The organism is Natrinema versiforme (assembly GCF_005576615.1).
GTDB lineage: Archaea > Halobacteriota > Halobacteria > Halobacteriales > Natrialbaceae > Natrinema > Natrinema versiforme_A.
The window spans coordinates 1,684,379-1,701,382 of the sequence record NZ_CP040330.1; the positions used below are offsets into that span (position 1 = coordinate 1,684,379).

12 protein-coding genes are annotated in these 17,004 nt (G+C 64.5%); 2 read left to right on the forward strand and 10 right to left on the reverse strand.

Annotated elements, in window-relative coordinates; all coding sequences use genetic code 11:
• Positions 1–29: 29 nt before the first annotated feature.
• Complete coding sequence (locus tag FEJ81_RS08180; protein ID WP_138244826.1) at positions 30–2,030, reverse strand: helix-hairpin-helix domain-containing protein; 2,001 nt, start codon at positions 2,028–2,030, stop codon at positions 30–32.
• Between the two features lie 257 nt (positions 2,031–2,287).
• Between FEJ81_RS08180 and FEJ81_RS08185 the strand changes: the two genes are divergently transcribed.
• Complete coding sequence (locus tag FEJ81_RS08185; RefSeq protein ID WP_138246739.1) at positions 2,288–3,745, forward strand: MATE family efflux transporter; 1,458 nt, start codon at positions 2,288–2,290, stop codon at positions 3,743–3,745.
• 54 nt (positions 3,746–3,799) lie between these two features.
• On the opposite strand, the gene FEJ81_RS08190 is transcribed toward FEJ81_RS08185, so the two are convergent.
• The 4 genes from FEJ81_RS08190 to rdfA all read right to left on the reverse strand — a co-directional run bounded on the left by FEJ81_RS08190 (position 3,800) and on the right by rdfA (position 9,175).
• Positions 3,800–4,969, reverse strand: a complete 1,170-nt coding sequence (locus FEJ81_RS08190; RefSeq protein ID WP_138244827.1) for a zinc-dependent alcohol dehydrogenase — start codon at positions 4,967–4,969, stop codon at positions 3,800–3,802.
• Positions 4,970–4,982: 13 nt separating this feature from the next.
• Complete coding sequence (locus tag FEJ81_RS08195; RefSeq protein ID WP_138244828.1) at positions 4,983–5,762, reverse strand: SRPBCC family protein; 780 nt, start codon at positions 5,760–5,762, stop codon at positions 4,983–4,985.
• A gap of 762 nt (positions 5,763–6,524) precedes the next feature.
• Positions 6,525–8,486, reverse strand: coding sequence for an archaea-specific SMC-related protein (locus FEJ81_RS08200; RefSeq protein ID WP_138244829.1), 1,962 nt, complete (start codon positions 8,484–8,486; stop codon positions 6,525–6,527).
• 62 nt (positions 8,487–8,548) lie between these two features.
• Positions 8,549–9,175: a rod-determining factor RdfA gene (gene rdfA, locus FEJ81_RS08205; RefSeq protein WP_175416381.1), complete on the reverse strand. Its 627-nt coding sequence runs from the start codon at positions 9,173–9,175 to the stop codon at positions 8,549–8,551.
• An 866-nt stretch (positions 9,176–10,041) separates the two neighbouring features.
• Between rdfA and FEJ81_RS24150 the strand changes: the two genes are divergently transcribed.
• The gene (locus FEJ81_RS24150; protein ID WP_267877935.1) at positions 10,042–10,170 is read left to right on the forward strand and encodes a hypothetical protein; all 129 of its coding nucleotides are present in this window, start codon (positions 10,042–10,044) and stop codon (positions 10,168–10,170) included.
• Between the two features lie 113 nt (positions 10,171–10,283).
• Here the strand turns inward: FEJ81_RS24150 and gfo6 are convergent, their stop codons facing one another.
• The 5 genes from gfo6 to xacF all read right to left on the reverse strand — a co-directional run bounded on the left by gfo6 (position 10,284) and on the right by xacF (position 16,906).
• Positions 10,284–11,357: a D-xylose 1-dehydrogenase Gfo6 gene (gene gfo6, locus FEJ81_RS08210; RefSeq protein ID WP_138244830.1), complete on the reverse strand. Its 1,074-nt coding sequence runs from the start codon at positions 11,355–11,357 to the stop codon at positions 10,284–10,286.
• Positions 11,358–11,442: 85 nt separating this feature from the next.
• Positions 11,443–11,934: a universal stress protein gene (locus tag FEJ81_RS08215; protein WP_138244831.1), complete on the reverse strand. Its 492-nt coding sequence runs from the start codon at positions 11,932–11,934 to the stop codon at positions 11,443–11,445.
• Positions 11,935–12,068: 134 nt separating this feature from the next.
• Complete coding sequence (locus FEJ81_RS08220; RefSeq protein WP_138244832.1) at positions 12,069–13,463, reverse strand: GntP family permease; 1,395 nt, start codon at positions 13,461–13,463, stop codon at positions 12,069–12,071.
• Between the two features lie 173 nt (positions 13,464–13,636).
• Positions 13,637–14,812: a mandelate racemase family protein gene (locus FEJ81_RS08225; protein ID WP_138244833.1), complete on the reverse strand. Its 1,176-nt coding sequence runs from the start codon at positions 14,810–14,812 to the stop codon at positions 13,637–13,639.
• Positions 14,813–15,466: 654 nt separating this feature from the next.
• Positions 15,467–16,906, reverse strand: a complete 1,440-nt coding sequence (xacF, locus tag FEJ81_RS08230) for a 2,5-dioxovalerate dehydrogenase (protein ID WP_138244834.1) — start codon at positions 16,904–16,906, stop codon at positions 15,467–15,469.
• Between the last annotated feature and the right edge of the window lie 98 nt (positions 16,907–17,004).

Here is a 17,004-nt window from a genome sequence, read left to right on the forward strand (position 1 = left end):
AAACGCTCGAGGGCAACCGTTGGGACCGCTCAGCCGTCGGCCTGCTCGATCCAGCCCGCCGCGCGCTTCTCGGTGACCGCGGCGGCCTCGGCGACGGTCTCGACGTCCGCTCGAGCGAGATCGTCGAGCGAGGTGATGCCCGCGTCTACGAGGCGCTTGCGGTACATCGCGTCGACGCCGTCGACGAGTTCGAGTCGACCGCCGACCTCGCGCTCATCGGACTCCGACATCGCGGCGGCGATTTCGAAGGGCGCGCTGGCGGCCGTCTCGAGGAGCGCCAACTGCTGGCGCTGCAGCGCGACCTGCCCGGAGAGGGCACTGCGGGCGAGTTCCCGTTGGAACTCGAGTCCGTGCTCTATGGCCTGCGTGCCTGGTTTCAGTGCCGCTCGTTGGAGGGCGACGGCGGCCGAGAACGGACCGGACGGTCGACTTCGATCGTCGTCGGTCGAACTCGCTTCGGCCGGCGCAGTTTCGGACTCCGTCTCGAGATCCTCGAGTGCCGTTCGATCGCGGTCTCCGGCCGTCTCGGCGGGACGGTGATCAATCCCGTCGGCCTCGTCCGTGACGATCCGGCGATCGACCGCCTCGACGCCGCCGCCGGTGTCCGTCGGCTCTCCCTCGATCGCGTCGGGACCGATGTCGGCTCCGGGGTCGCGATCCGCCTCCGCAACTGATTCGAGATCGGGGCCGGTCTCTAGCTCGTCGGCCAGATCCGTCTCCGCGGCTGCCCTCGAGCCCGCATCACGCTCGCGTTCGTCGGGTTCGTCGCTTTCGACAACCGACTCGAGGTCGGGGCTGCGGTCCAGTCGGTCGACTACGTTGCTCGTGTCGTCTCCGGTCTCTGCATCGGCGGCGACCGTGTCGGTGTCGCCGGGTTCGTCGACCGATTCGATGTCGATCCCGGTGTCCAGTTCGTCCGCCAGATTCACGTCCGCGGTCGGGTTTCGCTCGTCGGCGTCGTCCAGCCCGTCGCTCACGTCCTCGAGCGACCCACCGTCGACGCCGCCGGTGACCGCATCGGCGAGGTCCGTTTCGGAGTCCGATCGGTCGTCGCTCACGGCTCCGTCGTCCGGCTCGCTTTCCGTCGGCGTTTCCCCGTCGGTCACACCGCGCTCGTCGGCCATATCGACCGTTGAGGCCGCCTCGTCGGGCACCCCCTGCTCCCCCCGATCCCCCTGATCGGGAGTGTCCTCCGTCGAGTCGGCCGTCGTCCCCGTGGCCGGTGTCTCGTCGTTCCAGGACGGTTCCCCGAAGTCGTCTTCGTCGACTGATTCGTCGGCCTGATCGGTCCCCTCGACTCCAGTCGGTCCCGCAGTGTCGGCCGTCTCCGCCGAGTCCGCCCCATCGATCGTTGCGGTTTCGTCGATTGCTGCGGTCTCCTCGAGTCCGTCTCGTGCGTCGGTATCGACCGCTTCGTCGGCCGCGCTCGGGGCCTCGAACGTCCCTCGCTCTTCGGTACGAAGCGGATCGGTGTCCGCCGCCGACTCGTCGGGTTCGGTTCCCGTCTCTGCGGTGTCCGCCGCGGGATGTGTCTCGTCGATGTCCGCCGGTTCGTCAGCGCCGCCCGTCTCCGTCGTCTGATCCGTCGGCTCGGTCCGTTCCGTGTTACTCGCCGGCCCCGCGCGTTCGACCTCGGTGATCCCCTCGTCGCCGGTCTGCTCCCGATCCGTGGCGACGTCGCGCTCGAGCCCGTCGGAATCGGCGGACCCGCCTTCGGTCTCGAGGGTCGGATCGTCCGTCTCGGGACTGTGAGCCGGTTCGTCGGTCCCGGTCTGCGCGTTCGGCGCTTCGGGGTCCGACTCGAGCCGAATCACGTCGTCGGCGGTCGTTTCGATCGCGTCCTCGTGGACCATCACCGTGTCCTCGTGCGCCCGTTCCCAGCCGAGGGCGGCCTTGATCGAATCCATCACTCCCGGGTTCGGTTCGACGACGGCGGTGTCCCCCTCGACCGCCGCGACGGTCCCGATCACCTCGCCGTTCGCACTCTCGACCGTTTTTCCGACGGACGATTCGGAAAGCCGTGCACACATATCCGTGGGTGGGCCGGTCCAGGACAAGCCAGTGCTGCCTGCACCCGCGGGTCGCCCGGGCAGCGAACACTGTGGCTCGAGGCGGGACACCCCCGTCGCTGTGCCCACTCTAATTCATATTGAAACGTAGTAATACGTGACCCATTCGCTCGCATACTACCGGTAGCGCCGCCGATAGCGAGTGATCGACCATGATGTATCGTTGAGGTATAAAGCGTTTTAGCGCTGCGGCCAGAAGGTCGAACGTGGCTTCTCGAGTGCCGAATCCGTTCCGCTGGCTCCTGCTCTCGATCGGCTATCTGCTCGCGCGGGCCGGGATCGTCGACCCCCGTCGCGTCGAGCGGGCCACCGATCTCGCGTGGCCGCGGATCGTTACCGGAATCGCCCGGATGTCGAAGTCCGCGGCGGACGTGGCGATGGTCGGGATCGCCCTCGGCCCGGCAGCGATCGCTGGCGTCGGCTTCGCGACCCCCTTCTGGGCGATCGCCTTCGCGGTCGGCGGCGGGATCGCCGGCGCGACGATCAGTCTGGTCTCCCAGCGGTACAGCGCGCAGGCGACCGAAGAACTGTCGCTCGCAGTGACGACGAGCGCGCTCGTCGTCGTCGCGATTACCGTCCCGCTGGCGGCCCTCTACTGGACCGTTCCCGAGCGACTGATCTCGCTCGTCGGCGACGACGCCGCCTCGTTGGCCTACGGCGCGGACTACCTTCGGGTCGTCGCCCTCGGGGTTCCGTTCGCCGGCCTGAATCTGATCGGGAGCCGAACCCTCGTCGGAGCCGACGACGCGTGGACGCCAATGACCCTTCGGGCGGGCGGTGCTGTCGTCAACATCGCCGTCAACGCCGTCCTGCTGTTCGTCCTCGAGATGGGCGTCGTGGGCGCGGCGATCGGGACGGTGCTGGCGAACGTCCTCGTGCTGGCGGCGTTCATCACCGGATTCACCCTCGGTCGACTCCCCCTGATCGGCGAGTTCCCCGTGACGATCGACCTCTCGCGGCCGTACACGACCCTCGAGGACGTCCGCGACGTGGTCGATATCGGCACCCCGCTGCTGTTTACGAACGTCGCCCGGCGGGCCGCACAGTTCCCGATGCTCGCCATCGTCGCGCTGTTCGGGCCGAACGTGGTGGCCGCCTACGTCATCGCTCGCCGCGTCCGGGACCTGATGGACACCCCTGGCTGGGGCTTCTCGCTCGCCTCGAGCAGTCTGGTCGGGCAGGAACTCGGCACCGGCGACGAAGGGGACGCCGACATATACGGCCACGAAGTGCTCTGGTTCGGCGTCGCCGTCTATCTCTTCAGCGCGACCCTCGTGCTCGTCTTCGCCGAGCAGGTGGGCCGGCTCTTCGTCGACGATCCGTCGATCCTGCCGCTCGTGACCACCTTCATCGTCGTCGCCTGCGTGAGCGTCATCTTCCGCGGCGTCAGCGGCGGCGCGACCGGCCCGCTCCGCGCCAGCGGCGACACCCGGTGGCCGTTCTACGGCCAACTGCTCGGGCTGTACGTGTTCGCGCTCCCCGTCGCCACCCTCGGTGCCGTCTCGGTCCCGCTTCCGGGCCTCGAGCTGATACCCCCGCTCGGAATCGGGGCGCTCTACGCGGCGCTGGTCCTGGAGACCCTCGTCCCCGCCGTGGTCACGTACTACCGGTTCGCCGCCGGCCACTGGAAGGTCATCAGTCGCGGGTACCGTCCCGAAACGTCGCCGAGCGACTGAGTCCCGCTCCGCCACCAACTCGCCTCACGACGCCTGGCCCGACTTCCGGCCGATTCAGGGCGTCAATACCGGTCGAATGCAGCCGTCTTTCTTGTGCTTGAACAGTTCGTAGGCCGCCGGCCCCTCCTCGAGCGAGCGTTCGTGGGTCGCCAGATACGACGGGTCCAGTTCGCCCTCCGCGGCGTACTCGAGCAGGTCCGGAACGTACCGTTGCCCGTGCTGTTGGGCGGTGCGGACGGTGATCCCCTTGTTCATCACCACGCCCATCGGGAACTTGTCGAGGAGGCCGTAGACGCCGAGGATCGAGAGGGTACCGCCCTTCTTACACGCGCGGATCGCCTGTCGGAGCGCGGTCCCGCGGTCGGTGTGGAGGCGCAGGGACTGCTTGGCGCGGTCGTAGGCGTGTGCGACCCCGGTTCCGTGGGCTTCCATCCCGACGGCGTCGATGCAGGCGTCGGGGCCGCGGCCGCCGGTCATCTCTTTGAGCGTGTCGACGACGCTGTCGACCGCGGTGTAGTCGATCGTCTCGGACCCCGCCTCGTTTCTGGCCGCTCGCAGGCGCTCGGGGAACCGATCGATACCGATGACGCGCTCGGCACCCATGAGGGCGGCGCTGTGCTGTGCCATGAGGCCGACGCCGCCACAGCCCCAGACGGCGACGATATCGCCGTCTCGAATGTCACAGAAGTCCGCGCCCATGTAGCCGGTCGCCCACGCGTCGGACGCGAACAGCGCCTGCTCGGCCTCGAGTTCGTCGGGGACGTGAAAGCAGTTCTCGTCGGCGTGGGGTACCCGGACGTACTCCGCGTGGGAGCCGGCGTAGCCGCCGAAGGCGTGCGTGTACCCGTATATGCCGGCCGTCGTATCGCCGAGGATCGGTTCCTGCAGTTCCGCGTTCGGGTTCGTGTTGTCACAGAGCGACCACAGGTCGTCCCGGCAGTAGCCACAGCTCCCGCAGCCGATGAACGAGGGGACGACCACCCGATCGCCCGCCGAGACGGCCTCGACCTTGCGGCCGGTTTCGACGACCTCGCCCATGAACTCGTGGCCGATCACGTCACCCTCGCGCATCGTCGGGAGGTAGCCGTCGATGAAGTGCAGGTCCGAACCACACGGCGTGGTCATGGTCACCCGGAGGACGACGTCGCGCGGGTTGACAATCTCCGGATCCGGAACCGACTGGACTCGCAGGTCGTTGACGTCGTGCCAGCAGAGGGCTCTCACGCGCTCTCACCGTTCATAGCAGATCACCGCTCCCGCGCGCGGACGGATTGTGCTCGAGCGACGGGATTTCGCCCGTCTCGACGAGGCTCTTGAACCGGCGGAGCGCCTTCTTCGCGACCGTTTCGGGGACGATGCCGAGCCGCTGAAACGCGGCGGCACCGAGACTCCCGGCCGGCGGATCGAACTGTAATCGGAGCGTGACTACCGTGCCCCGGTCGCCCGCTGCCGACCGGAAGCGCACTTCGCCCTCGTGGGGGATCGTCGCCCCCTCGAGGGACTCCCAGCGCAGGGAGTCGCCGGGTTCGTCGGCCGTAATCTCCGTCTCCCACGTCAGATTCGGTCCGCGGGGGGTCTCCACATCCCAGTGAAGTCGGTCCTCGCCGGCTCCCGTCACTTCCGCGAAGGGATCCATGATCCGGGTCAACTGCTCGGGGTCGCGCCAGTACTCCGAGAGTTCGTCCGCGGGTGCGCCGACCGTTATCGATCGCTCCACGGTCGGCATCCCCTCGGGAACGTCAGCCGCGACACCCTCGCGGTCGCGGATCGCCGAGGCGAGCGTTCGGACCGGCCGATCGGTCCCGCTGAGTCCCCGAGCGATCAGCCAGCCGCCGCCGACGGCCAGTACCGTCCCGCCGAGCGACCGCCGCCTGAGACCGGCGGCGAGGAGGAGACCGCCGGCGGCCGCAGCGGCCATCCGTTTCCCTCGGCCGTCGGTTCCCTCCGCCGAGTACGGCTGTCCGATCGCTCCCGATCGCAGCGTTTCCGGTATCGCTGTTGACAGTGCGCCACTCATGTTCGACCACGTGACTCCCGACTCGAGCGAGCCTGCGGTCGTGTTCCGTGTTCGCTCCGGTTCGACAGACGTGTCAGTCTCGGTTTCATCGAGCGTGTCGGTGTCATCGAGGAACAGTTCACACGGCAAACAGGACGAGTGCGATATTGTAGCTTTCAACTGCAAATGCAACGCCCGCCGTCTGATCGTCTCGGCACCATTCGGCCCTGAAGTTCGTCTCGGCACCGATTCGGTCGTGAAGTGGTTCAGCCGTGAGCGTGTGGGCCACCGGTACGTGCAAGCGTTTCGGGACGGGTACTGACGCTCGAGTCGGGCACCCATTCGAGCAATTCGTCTGCTCTGTGGAACCGAATACTGGCACATACCTCGGTTCCAGTAGCAGTATTCAAATTCGACATATCGAAAGTCGCACCTTATGGCTCAAAACTACATTCGAAACCGATCTCCCCTCTCTATTGAGCCGGTATCACGCCGTCTTACCAGTATTCGATCAATCCTCGTCTCTGACGGATGATCTCGAACGGTATATCCTATCACTCGAGACAGAGCAGAAAGCCCGGGATATCAGCAGTTTCGAATCCGACCCACTCACAGTTGTATACTGAAATACAAGAGTCAGAAAATAGGTGGGTGGAAAATACTACCTGTATTCTGGTATAGCGTGGCGCTGCCAAACGGTGGCGAACAGATCCGGCCGGTCGCTGTGGGACAGCAAGCGCGCCCAACCCAGTCGAATCGAAGCCCCGACTCGGTGAATCCGGGTTAGATCTCCTCGACGTACGCGTACGAGTCGGACAGCGCTTCGGCGTCCTCGCGTAGCAGGGCGACGACGAGACAGTCGACGTACTCCTCGAAGTACTCGACGAGGTCGGCGATCCGGTTCGAGTCGATCGCCTCGAGCGAGTCCAGGAGCATGAACGGGACGACCTCGTAGACGTCGTGGACCAGATAGCCCGCGAGCGCGAAGACCAGTCCGGTGACCTCGCGTTCGCTCTCCGAGAGGTGGTCGACGGTGTCCTCGTAGGTCCGGCCGTCCTCGGTGGTCCGGACGATGTGCAGGTCGAACGCGGTCCGCGAGACTTTCCGGCGTCCCTCTCGGACCGTCTTCTCGCGTCGTTCGATCCAGATGCGGTCGATGTTCCGGTACTCGAGGATCGAGAGGATCGACTCCATGTGCTCGTTGAACGCGTCGACGGCGTTCGCCTCGATCCGGTCGACGCGGGTTCTGAGATCGGTCAGTTCGTCCTCGATGGTCTCGCGGCGGTCCTCGACCTCGCCGCGTTCCTCGATCTTCGCCTCGATCTCGTCGATCCGGTCTTGGACCTCGTCGCGTTCCTCCTCGAGATCCTCGAGTTCGAGTTCGAGCCGGTTCAGGTCGCGGTGGGCCTCGATAACGTCGCCGTACTCGGCGTCCTCGAACGTCTCGGCGTCAGATTCGAGGTCGTCGACGCGTTCCTGCTGGTCCTCGAGGTCGGCCTCGAGTTCCTCGATTCGCTGTTCGCGGCGCTCGAGTTCGTCCTCGATCGCCTCGAGTCGCGTCTCGATCTGGCCGCGTTTCTGCGTTTGCTGGCGGATTTCCTTCTGTCGGGACGAGAGGTCGTCGATCTGTTCCTGCAGGTCGCTTCGCTCGTCGAGTTTCTGCTGGCGGAGCGATCGCAATCGGTCGAGCGTCGATTCGATCCGTTCGCGGTCGACCTGCGACCCGCACGTCCAACAGACGACATCGTTCGAGTCCCCGAGGAGTTGCTCGGTGATGTCACCGTCACTCTCGGTGTCATCGCTCGTCTCGGTCGACTCCTCGAGATCGAACTCGAATCCGTCGTCCGCGAGGCGCTCCTCGTTGAATCGGATCACGCTCTGGAGTTCGCTGACGGTCGTATCGAGGGATCGCTTTCGGGAGCGAAGCTCCTGGACTCGCCCCTCGAGTCGCTCCGGCGACTCCTCGGTGTCGTCGACCTCCTCGAGGTCGGCCTCGAGGTCGTCGCGTTCCCGTTCGAGCTCCGCGTAACTCTCCCGTTCGGTTTCGAGATCGTACTCGATGGACTCGAGTTCGGTCCGTGCCTCCTGGAGGTCGGCGAAGGCCGATTCGATCTCCGCTTTCCGTTCGCGACTCGCCTCCACGTCCAAGTCGAACTCGTCGAGTTCCGCCTCGAGTTCATCGATCCGTTCGGTCGTGGTCTCGATCTCGTTTTCGAGTGCGACCCGGTCCTCCTCGAGGTCGGGCAGCTCGGCGTCGAGCCGCGACAGTTCCTCGAGGCGCTGGTCTATGTCGCGCTTTTCGGCCTCGAGACTGCTGATTTCGGCCTCGATCTCGTCCGTATCGATCGGCCGCATGATGAGTTCGCGGAGGTCGTCGCCGGCTCTGACGGCTCGGCGCGCCTCGTTCGACTCGAGCAGGAAGGCAAAGAGGTCCGCGAGTTCCGGGTCGTCGAGGTAGGGATCGCCGTCGAAGACGACCTCGCCGTTGCGCCGCTCGAGGTATCGCGTATACTGGTCGTCGTCGAAGGCCAACTCGACGCTGCCGGCGTCCGCGTCGCCCTTCAGCGAGGATCGCTGGCTGCCGAGCGCCGCCATGATCGTCTGGAGAAACGATGTTCGGTTCGTCGCGTTCCGGCCGGTCAGGACGTTGACGCCGGGTTGGAGCGTCACTTCGGTACTGTCGATGCCGCCGATGTTCTCCGCTGCGACGGTAATCGCCGATGAGACGGATTCTGGAGATGACATATGCGTCGTTTCTCGCCGCTGAATATAAATGCTATTTGGTTACGGCCGCTTTCCGCCGTTCGTCAGGCGGGTTCGGTCCCGTCGCAGTCACAGCCGCCCTGATCGAGCAGTTCTGCAATGGGGTAGTCGGCCCCGCACTGTCCGCAGATGGCGCGAACGTCGACGAACACCTCGTAGTCCTTGTCCGTAATCTCGTCGGCGTTGCGTAACTCGTCGAGCGTGGATTCGGTGATGACCTGGGTGCGGCCCGCGAGTCGCTGAACGGTCTCTTTCTTCCGTTCGATACGGTCCTCGCTGTCCTCCTCGGGGAGCGAGGCGTCGCGAACGTTCGTGAGATACGTATAAATCGTCTGGTGGGTGACGAAGTCCGATCGAACGTCGTCGATGTCGACCCCCGATCGCTCGAGTTCGCGGCGTTTGCGAACCGCGTCGGATCGAGACACGTCGTCGTCGGTCAGTGTTCGGTAGAGGGAATCGATATCCGTATCGAGCACGGACGCGCCCGCCTCGCGCACGGCCGCGCGGAGCACGGCCTGATTGAATTCGGTCGCGAGGTCGCGCAGACTCGTTCGCTCCGTCCCGTCACCGATCCACTCGGCCTCCAGGCGCTCTCCCCACTCCTCGAGCCCGTACTGGTCCATCACTCGCTCGACTTTCGTTCGTCGCCCGCCGCTCGAGTCGTCTGCCATACCGGATGTCACTGAGGCCTATCGTACAAGTGTTGTGGTTGACTGCCGGGCCAACGACCAGCCGTACGAATCGGAAACGAACAGATTCATCCGAGCCGACCTCGATCCGCTCACCTTCCAATCATCGACTTACTTCGCTTCCGTTCGGATGCGAACCGTATCGACTCCCTCGTCAGCCCCAGCTCGTCCCGTACTGAGTAGTACGAACGTTCGGCACTGGCGAATTTCCCGACGTTTCGGCCGACCTATCGGACGGTGCCGAACGTTCCAGTCACGTTTTCCTCGAGTTAGTTACGAGAACCGCTCCCGAAACGAGGCAGTGGGCGGACGGAAGCGGCATCACTGGAACGCGAACCGATAACAGAATTATGATACGAACGAACAGTTACAAAGATATGCCTGTAAATAGCCGGCTCGCGTCGCCGAGTGGGGCCGTTCGCCGGTCGCATCACGGAACGAGAGTCGCTTTCCACGGACGAACGTGAAAGCGGGGCGTAGTCGAACGTAACTGGACGATGGGACCGGTCCAAGCGGCGACGGTGTTATCGCACGGAATTCGCGTTCGTGTTCATCACTGGCGAACGATTTGACGAACGTGTTCGCGTGGGATCACCTTTCTGATCACACGCCGATTCGGGGACTACCGAGCAGTGGAGTCGGTATCGGCGGAGATTCACGACCGATTGGTCACCCGATGTGATCGCCGAATGATATCTATCGTTTTTCATTACGTAACAGAACCATCCGCGAGACGCTCGAGCCCCACGTCGTTTCGAACCGCTGTTCCGGTTCTCACCCTCCATTTGGGTCCGCTGGCGGCGGTACCGGGGAGAAGATTTAACAGAGGCTCCGCCGAAGAGCGAACGATGACCGAGCGCCAGCAGCTAGTCGTACAGCCGTCCCGGTGTCCCGATTGCGATGGTGACCTCACGTTCGGCGGCAAATCGTGGCAGTGCGCCGACTGCGGTCACATCCCGCGCCACGCTGCGGACTGAGCGGGACGAGGTATTGCGACCGCCTTTGATCGCCGTAGTCGTGGGTTCGTCTCTAACGGTTCGCTGATCGCATCCGCGGTAGTAAACAGTTCCCCGCCGCGTCGATCGCGAGCCTACGCGATGTCGACCGGCTCGCCCCGTTCGGCGGACTCGTGGAGCGCTTCGATGATCCGCATGTCCTGTAGGCCGTGTCGCCCGTCGGGATAGATCTCGGCGTCGCTGAGGAGTCGGTCGGCGAAGTAGTCGAACTCCTCTTCCATCTCGCGTTCGGCGTCGAAGCTGTCGTGTTCGACCGTGACCGAGAGCTCGCCTCGAGACAAGTGCAACGAACACTCCCCGTGGAACGCCGGGCGAAGTTCGATCTGCCCGTCCGTTCCCGTGATCTTGAGGTGGGTGTCCTCGTGGGCGTTCTGACTCGAGGTCGAGGTCATCTGGATGTCGTCCTCGAAGCGCAGCAGCGACGAGGACCGCTCGTCGGGCACGTCCCCGAACGCTTCGTGGTTCGAGGCCATCTCCGAGTGTACGCTGACGGGGTCGCGATCGAGCAGGAATCGGGTGGTGTTGATCGAATAGATCCCCAGGTCCATCACCGAGGTGCCGTAGCCGCTCAGTTCGGGATCGAGTCGCCACTGATCCGGATCGGGAATCATCTCGAGTAGGGGTTGGGTGTTGTGCCCGTAGACCGAGACCGGGTCGCCGATAAAGCCGTCCGCGATCAGTTCGCGGGCCCGGCGCACCGCGGGATCGGTCTGCATGCGGTAGGCGATCATGAGCGGCACATCTGCCTCCTCGCAGGTGTCGACCATCGCTTCGGCGCGCTCGAGGGTCGACTCCATGGGCTTCTCACAGAGGATCGCCTTGTCCAGTTCGGCCGCGGTCTCGACGTACTCGAGGTGGTAGGCGTTCGGCGTCCCGACGTAGATCGCGTCGTACTCGTCGCTCGCAGCGCCGTCGTGAAACTCGTCGTAGCTGATGCCCCGAGCCACGTCGTTTTCGTCGGCGAGTCGGGTCGCCTTTTCGGTCGAACTGCTGACGAGGACCGAGACCTCGCCGAGATCCGACGATTCGATCGCCGGGAGCGCGACGTCGATCGTCCACCAGCCCAGTCCGATCAGGGCGTATCTGACGGTTCCGCTCTCGGTCGTCTGCCACGTCCGTTCCTCGTACCTGTCGATCCAATCGAGCATGCTCGCCTCTATACCTCGATCTGATAAAAAATGACCGATGCCAGTGTGTGACGATAGCAGGGTCCGACCGTCGCCGTCTCCCGCGCTACGAACCGGTCTCTGCCGTCCCCCCGTCTTCGTCGAGCGAGACGGTCACGAGTCCGTCGAAGTTGAGGAGCACCCGCTGGACCCAGTCACCGAAGATCGCCTTGCCGGTCGGCGAGCGTCTGCGACCGGCGATGAAGACGTGATCGCAGTCGTACTCGTCGGCGGCATTGAGCGTCGCCATCCCGTACCCCTCCGAGAGGATATCGACGCCGACGCTGTAGTCGATATCAGTCTCGCCGAGGGTCTCCCGGACGAACGACTCGAGTTCGGCTTCCGCCGCCTTGATGATGACGTCTTCGCCGTCGTCTTCCGAGACTCCCTCGATCTCGCCGATCGACTCGATTTTCCGAACGCCGGGACCGATCTCTTCGCCTGTGGCAAAGGCCAAGACGGTCAGTTTCGCGTCCCCGCCGCGTGTGTACTGTGCCGCTTCTCGGAGGAGCGTCGCGTGGCGATCCGTGTCCTCGACGACGACGAGTCCGTGTTCCATACACGGTCGTTGCGAGGAACCGGATTAAATATTCCGTTTGGTACCGGATCGCGTTCGACGGAAGCATCGATCCGAGCCGGTTCGAGGGTTGCATCGACCGCGTGGACGGCCGACCCAGTTGAAACGGATCGTCGCTAGACGAGCGGGAAGAGCGTCGAGTAGACGAGGAGCACGACGAGACTCGAGATCGAGAGCACGACGGTGAGTGCGGTCCACGTCTTGAGCGTCTCGGCTTTCGTGAGGCCGCCGATCTCCTTGACGATCCAGAAGCCGGAGTCGTTGAACCACGAGCAGATGACGGCCCCGGAGCCGATCGCCATCACGAGATAGGCCGGGTGAACGGTGAGTTCGGGGACCTGTGGGGCCATGATCCCGCCCGTGGTCAGCATGGCGACCGTGACCGACCCCTGCGCGACGCGGATGATCGCGGCGATAAGCCACGCCGTCACCAGCAGACCGATTCCGAGGCCGTCGAGGGTCGACGCGACGAGTTCGCCGATACCCGCTTCGGCGAGCATCGCCCCGAACGCGCCGCCGGCCGCGGTGATCGCGGCGATGTTCCCGCCGTTGCGCAAGGCGTCGGTGATCTCGTCTTCCCAGACCGAGCGGGGGAAGTCGTCCATCCGGAGGTAGGTGAGCGAGGCGATGACCGCGGCGAAGGTCAGCGAGAAGTTGACGTTGCCGACGTAGTCGGTCGCCGGCTGAATGGACTCGAGGGCGGGGTACGTATCGCTGAACGTGTTGACGGCCGTACTGGCGGCGATGAAGGCGACGGCGACGACGACGGGGAGCACCGACTCGGCGAACGACGGCAGGTTCGAGACCGGCTTCGAGGCCTGCTCCTCGAGGTCTTCGACGGTCGTTCCCATCGTGTCTCGGAGCGGGATGTCGACGTACTGATTGATGAACCGACCGAAGAGGACGCCGCTGATGAGCGCCGCGGGGAGGGCGACCGCCAGCCCGACGACGATGGTCGTGCCGAGGATGGCTCGCTCGGGATCGAGTTCTTGGGCGACCGCGAGCGGGCCCGGCGTCGGCGGCACGAAGGCGTGCATCGCGACGCCGCCGCCGCCGACGACGACGATATACAGCGCGTAGTTCTTCCCGATTCGAGCGCGCATGGCGCGGGCCAGCGGCGCCATCAGGTAGAAGACGTTATCGAAGAACACCGGAATCGAGAGGATCGAGCTACTGACCCACAGGGAGAGGTCGGCGTTGTCGTCGCTGACGAACGACTGGAAGGATCGAACGATCCGATTCGCCGCACCGGAGTCCGTCATCGATTTCCCGATCACCGCCGCCATCAGGATCGGAATCCCGACGCCGGCCATGTTCTCGCCGAAGGCCGTCGCGACGCCTTCGGGAATGGTGCCGAAGCCGACACCGTCTAAAAAGAACGCGTTGGTCGTCCCGACGAGCAACGCCGAAATGATCAACCCGATGAACGTCGGAACGTCCCAGACCACGAGGAGCAGAATCACGGAGACGATTCCGATACCAAAGGCTAACAGTGGTGCGGTGGCTGCCATGTGTTCATTTCGGAACTATCTGCATGACCATAAAAAACCATGCATTTGTCCTGTCGGCGCGGCCGAGCAAGCTGACGGGTCTGACAGCCATACCAGTCGCCAGCAGGACGTAGCGAACCGAAACCGACGGTTCAGAAGTCGACGGCTCGAGTCGACCGGGACGATCCGATCGACTACTCGTAGGTGTGAACGCTGCCGGTCGTGTGCTCCTCGATGTACTCCCAGTCGTACTCGACACCGAGTCCCGGTCCGTCGGGAACCGGAACGGTCCCGTCGTCGTCGACGGCGTCCATCAGATCCGAGTACCCACCCTGATAGACCGGTGGCTGGGTGTTCTGACAGTCGGGGTGGACCAGCGCCAGTTCGTAGTAGTTCGAGTTCCGGCAGGCGGCGATACAGTGCCGTTGGGCGGGGCCGGGCGCGTGAAACTCCACGTCGAGCCCGAAGGCCTCGGCCATTCGAGCCACCTTGATCGCACCGGTGATCCCGGCATCGTATTCTGGATCGGCTCGCAGGAAGTCCGTGGCGTCGTTGGCCGCGAAGTCGGATTTGCTCTCGAGCCCCCGGACGTGTTCGGTCTGGAGGATCGGTGTCTCGAGTTTCCGGGCGAGCTTTCGGTGGGCGTGCTGGGAGATGCCGCCGTCGCGGAACGGGTCCTCGTACCAGAAAAAGCCCGCCTCGTCGAGCGCGCGACCGAGCTCGAGCGCGTCGGCGAAGGTCTCCAGTTCGCAGGCGGGGTCGTGCATGAGGTCCATGTCGTCGCCGACGGCGTCGCCGACCGCGCGCACGGCCTCGATCTCTCGGGTCAGGTCGCGAGCGTCGTCACCACCGCCCCAGCCGTGGATTTTGAACCCGCCGAAGCCGCGGTCCCGACAGTCCTCGGCGAAGTCGGCGAACGCGGCGGGCGAGTCGAGCCCGCCCGCGTCGTCGCCGTGGTACGTCGACGCGTAGGCGGGGATGTGCTCGCGGTAGGTGCCGAGCAGTTCGTGGATCGGCGCGTCGTAGTACTTGCCCGCGAAGTCCCACAGCGCGATGTCGATGGGGCCGATTCCCATCCGATCGTACTTCCGCAGCGCGCGTTTGACTTCCGACCAGTGTTTCTCCCGCTGCAGCGGATCCTTGTCGATCAGGTACTTCGCGATGATGTTGTACTGGGCGGCCGCGGGCGAGTTCCCGCCGACGTACTCGCCAGTGATCCCCTCGTCCGTGTGAATTTTGACCCCGAAGAGCTTCCGCATCGTCGTCTCGCCGGGTTCGTAGACGAGGTTGAACCCGTGCTCGTCGGTCCCCACGTCCTCGAGGGGGTACTCGAACTCTCGACTTTCGATTTTCGTGATCGTCGGTGTCACGTTCGTCACCTCTTTCGGACGACTGATAAAGATACGCCGTCGTGGCCTCCTGTCAACCGGTTTCCCGACACCGAAGGGGGTGTTCCGAATGACGACCAAGCGTTCATCAATACCGAATTGGAGTTCAGTGTTACTGGCGGCTAGCTGTCGAGACGGTCCGCTCGAGACGGCCACAACCACCGCAACCGTGACTTTCGGCGCGAGAAGTCAACTCTTCGGCCGAATGCTGTTGGGCGTTCTATCAATGATTGCTGAACGGCTGCGAGTCCGATCGATCACCGACGATCTACCGGCGTTCACAGTGGCCCCAACAGCCCCTCTCCGATATTGGCCGCCTCGAGCCCGATTTCCGGCAGCAACCCCGTCATCGATCCGCCTGCATTACAGAACGATGTGTGTGATGCGTGGAAACGGCGATCCGGACCGACAACACGGCGTTCAATATTACATAACAACGTCTCGGTCTTGGAAAACACAGTTGACCGCTACCGCGTATCGGTCGTCGCGATCGGGTCGTCCGAGCCGGTACTGTTCAACAGGTGTGGCGCTATACTGAATCCCGTACTGCCACGCACGCAGCGACCGGACCGAGCGGACTGCAACCGCCGAAAAATAGCGTCGATATCGCCTGTGACTCGAACGGACGGCAGTCGATCAGTAGTTGTCGTAGACCGTCTTGCTGATGCTGTAGAAGTCCAGTCCGGCGTCGCCCTGCTCGCGGTAGGTCTCGCTCGAGGAGTCCTTCATGCCGCCGAAGGGAACGTGGAGTTCGAGGCCGGTCGTCTTCTCGTTGATCTTGACGACGCCGGCTTCGATCTCCTCGACGAAGCGGTTCGCTTCGGTGTGGTCGTCCGTGACGACGCTCGCCGAGAGCCCGTAGTCGACATCGTTGGCGACGGCGAGTCCCTCGTCGAAGTCGCTGACGGGGATGACCGCCAGTACCGGTCCGAAGACCTCCTCCTGTGCGAGGCGCATCTCGGGATCGACGTCCGAGAAGACCGCGGGCTCGACGAAGTAGCCGTCGCGGTCGAGTTCGCTCCCACCGAACTCGAGGGTCGCGCCCTCCTCTTGGGCGATATCGACGTACTCGAGCGTGCTCTCGAGTTCGGACTCGCTGACGTGGGGCCCCATACCGGGGTCGTCGAGTCCGTGGCCGTGGTCGATCGCTGCGGCGCGGTCGGCGACCCTCTCGACGAACTCGTCGTAGACGTCCTCGTGGACGATAGCGCGGGAGGCGGCCGTACACGCCTGCCCGGTCACGCCGAACGCGCCGTCGGCGACGATCTGGGCCGCTTCCTCGACGTCGGCCCTGTCGCTGACGACCGTCGGGTTCTTGCCGCCCATCTCGAGCTGGACGCGCTTGCCGTCCTCAGTCGCGGTGTCGTAGACGGTGTTCCCGACCGCTGTGCTGCCGGTAAAGGAGATGGCGTCGACGCCCTCGTGGCTGGCGATCGTGCCACCGACCTCGCTGCCGGGACCGGTGACGACGTTGAGCACGCCGTCGGGCAGGCCGGCTTCCTCGAGTGCGCCGGCCATCTCGTGGACGACGCCGGGCGCGAGCGTCGCAGGCTTGATGACGACCGCGTTACCCGCGGCGAGGGCAGGTGCGATCTTCCATGCCGGGATGGCGATGGGGTAGTTCCACGGCGTGATAAGGCCCGCGACGCCGAGGGGTTCGTTCTTGGTGTAGAGGTTCGTATCTCGGGCGCTCGAGCTCTTGACCGTGCCGCCGATGTCGCTGGCCTTCGAGCCGTAGTAGTGGAAGATATCGATCGCACGCTGGACCTCGCCGCCGGCCTCGCTTCGGGTCTTGCCCTCTTCCCGTACGAGCAGTTCGGTCAGCTCCTCCTTTCGCTGATCGAGGAGCGAACCGGTCTTCGCGAGGATTCGGCCGCGCTCGGGACCGGGCGTCGACCCCCACTCGTCGCTGGCTGCACTCGCCGCTTCGATCGCTCGCTCGGTGTCCTCGGCGTCGGATTGGGGATAGGTCGCGATGACTTCCCCGGGGTTTGCGGGATCGGTCGTTTCGAACGTTTCGCCGGTGTGCGATTCGGTCCACTCGCCGCTCACGTAGTTCAGCCGCTGATCTGCCATACGTGTGTACGTCGTCCCGTTCGCTCATAATTCTTGCCGTTCCGACGCTTCCGTGGCCCGACCCGTTCGGGGACGAGACATTTATATCGTATTAGGTA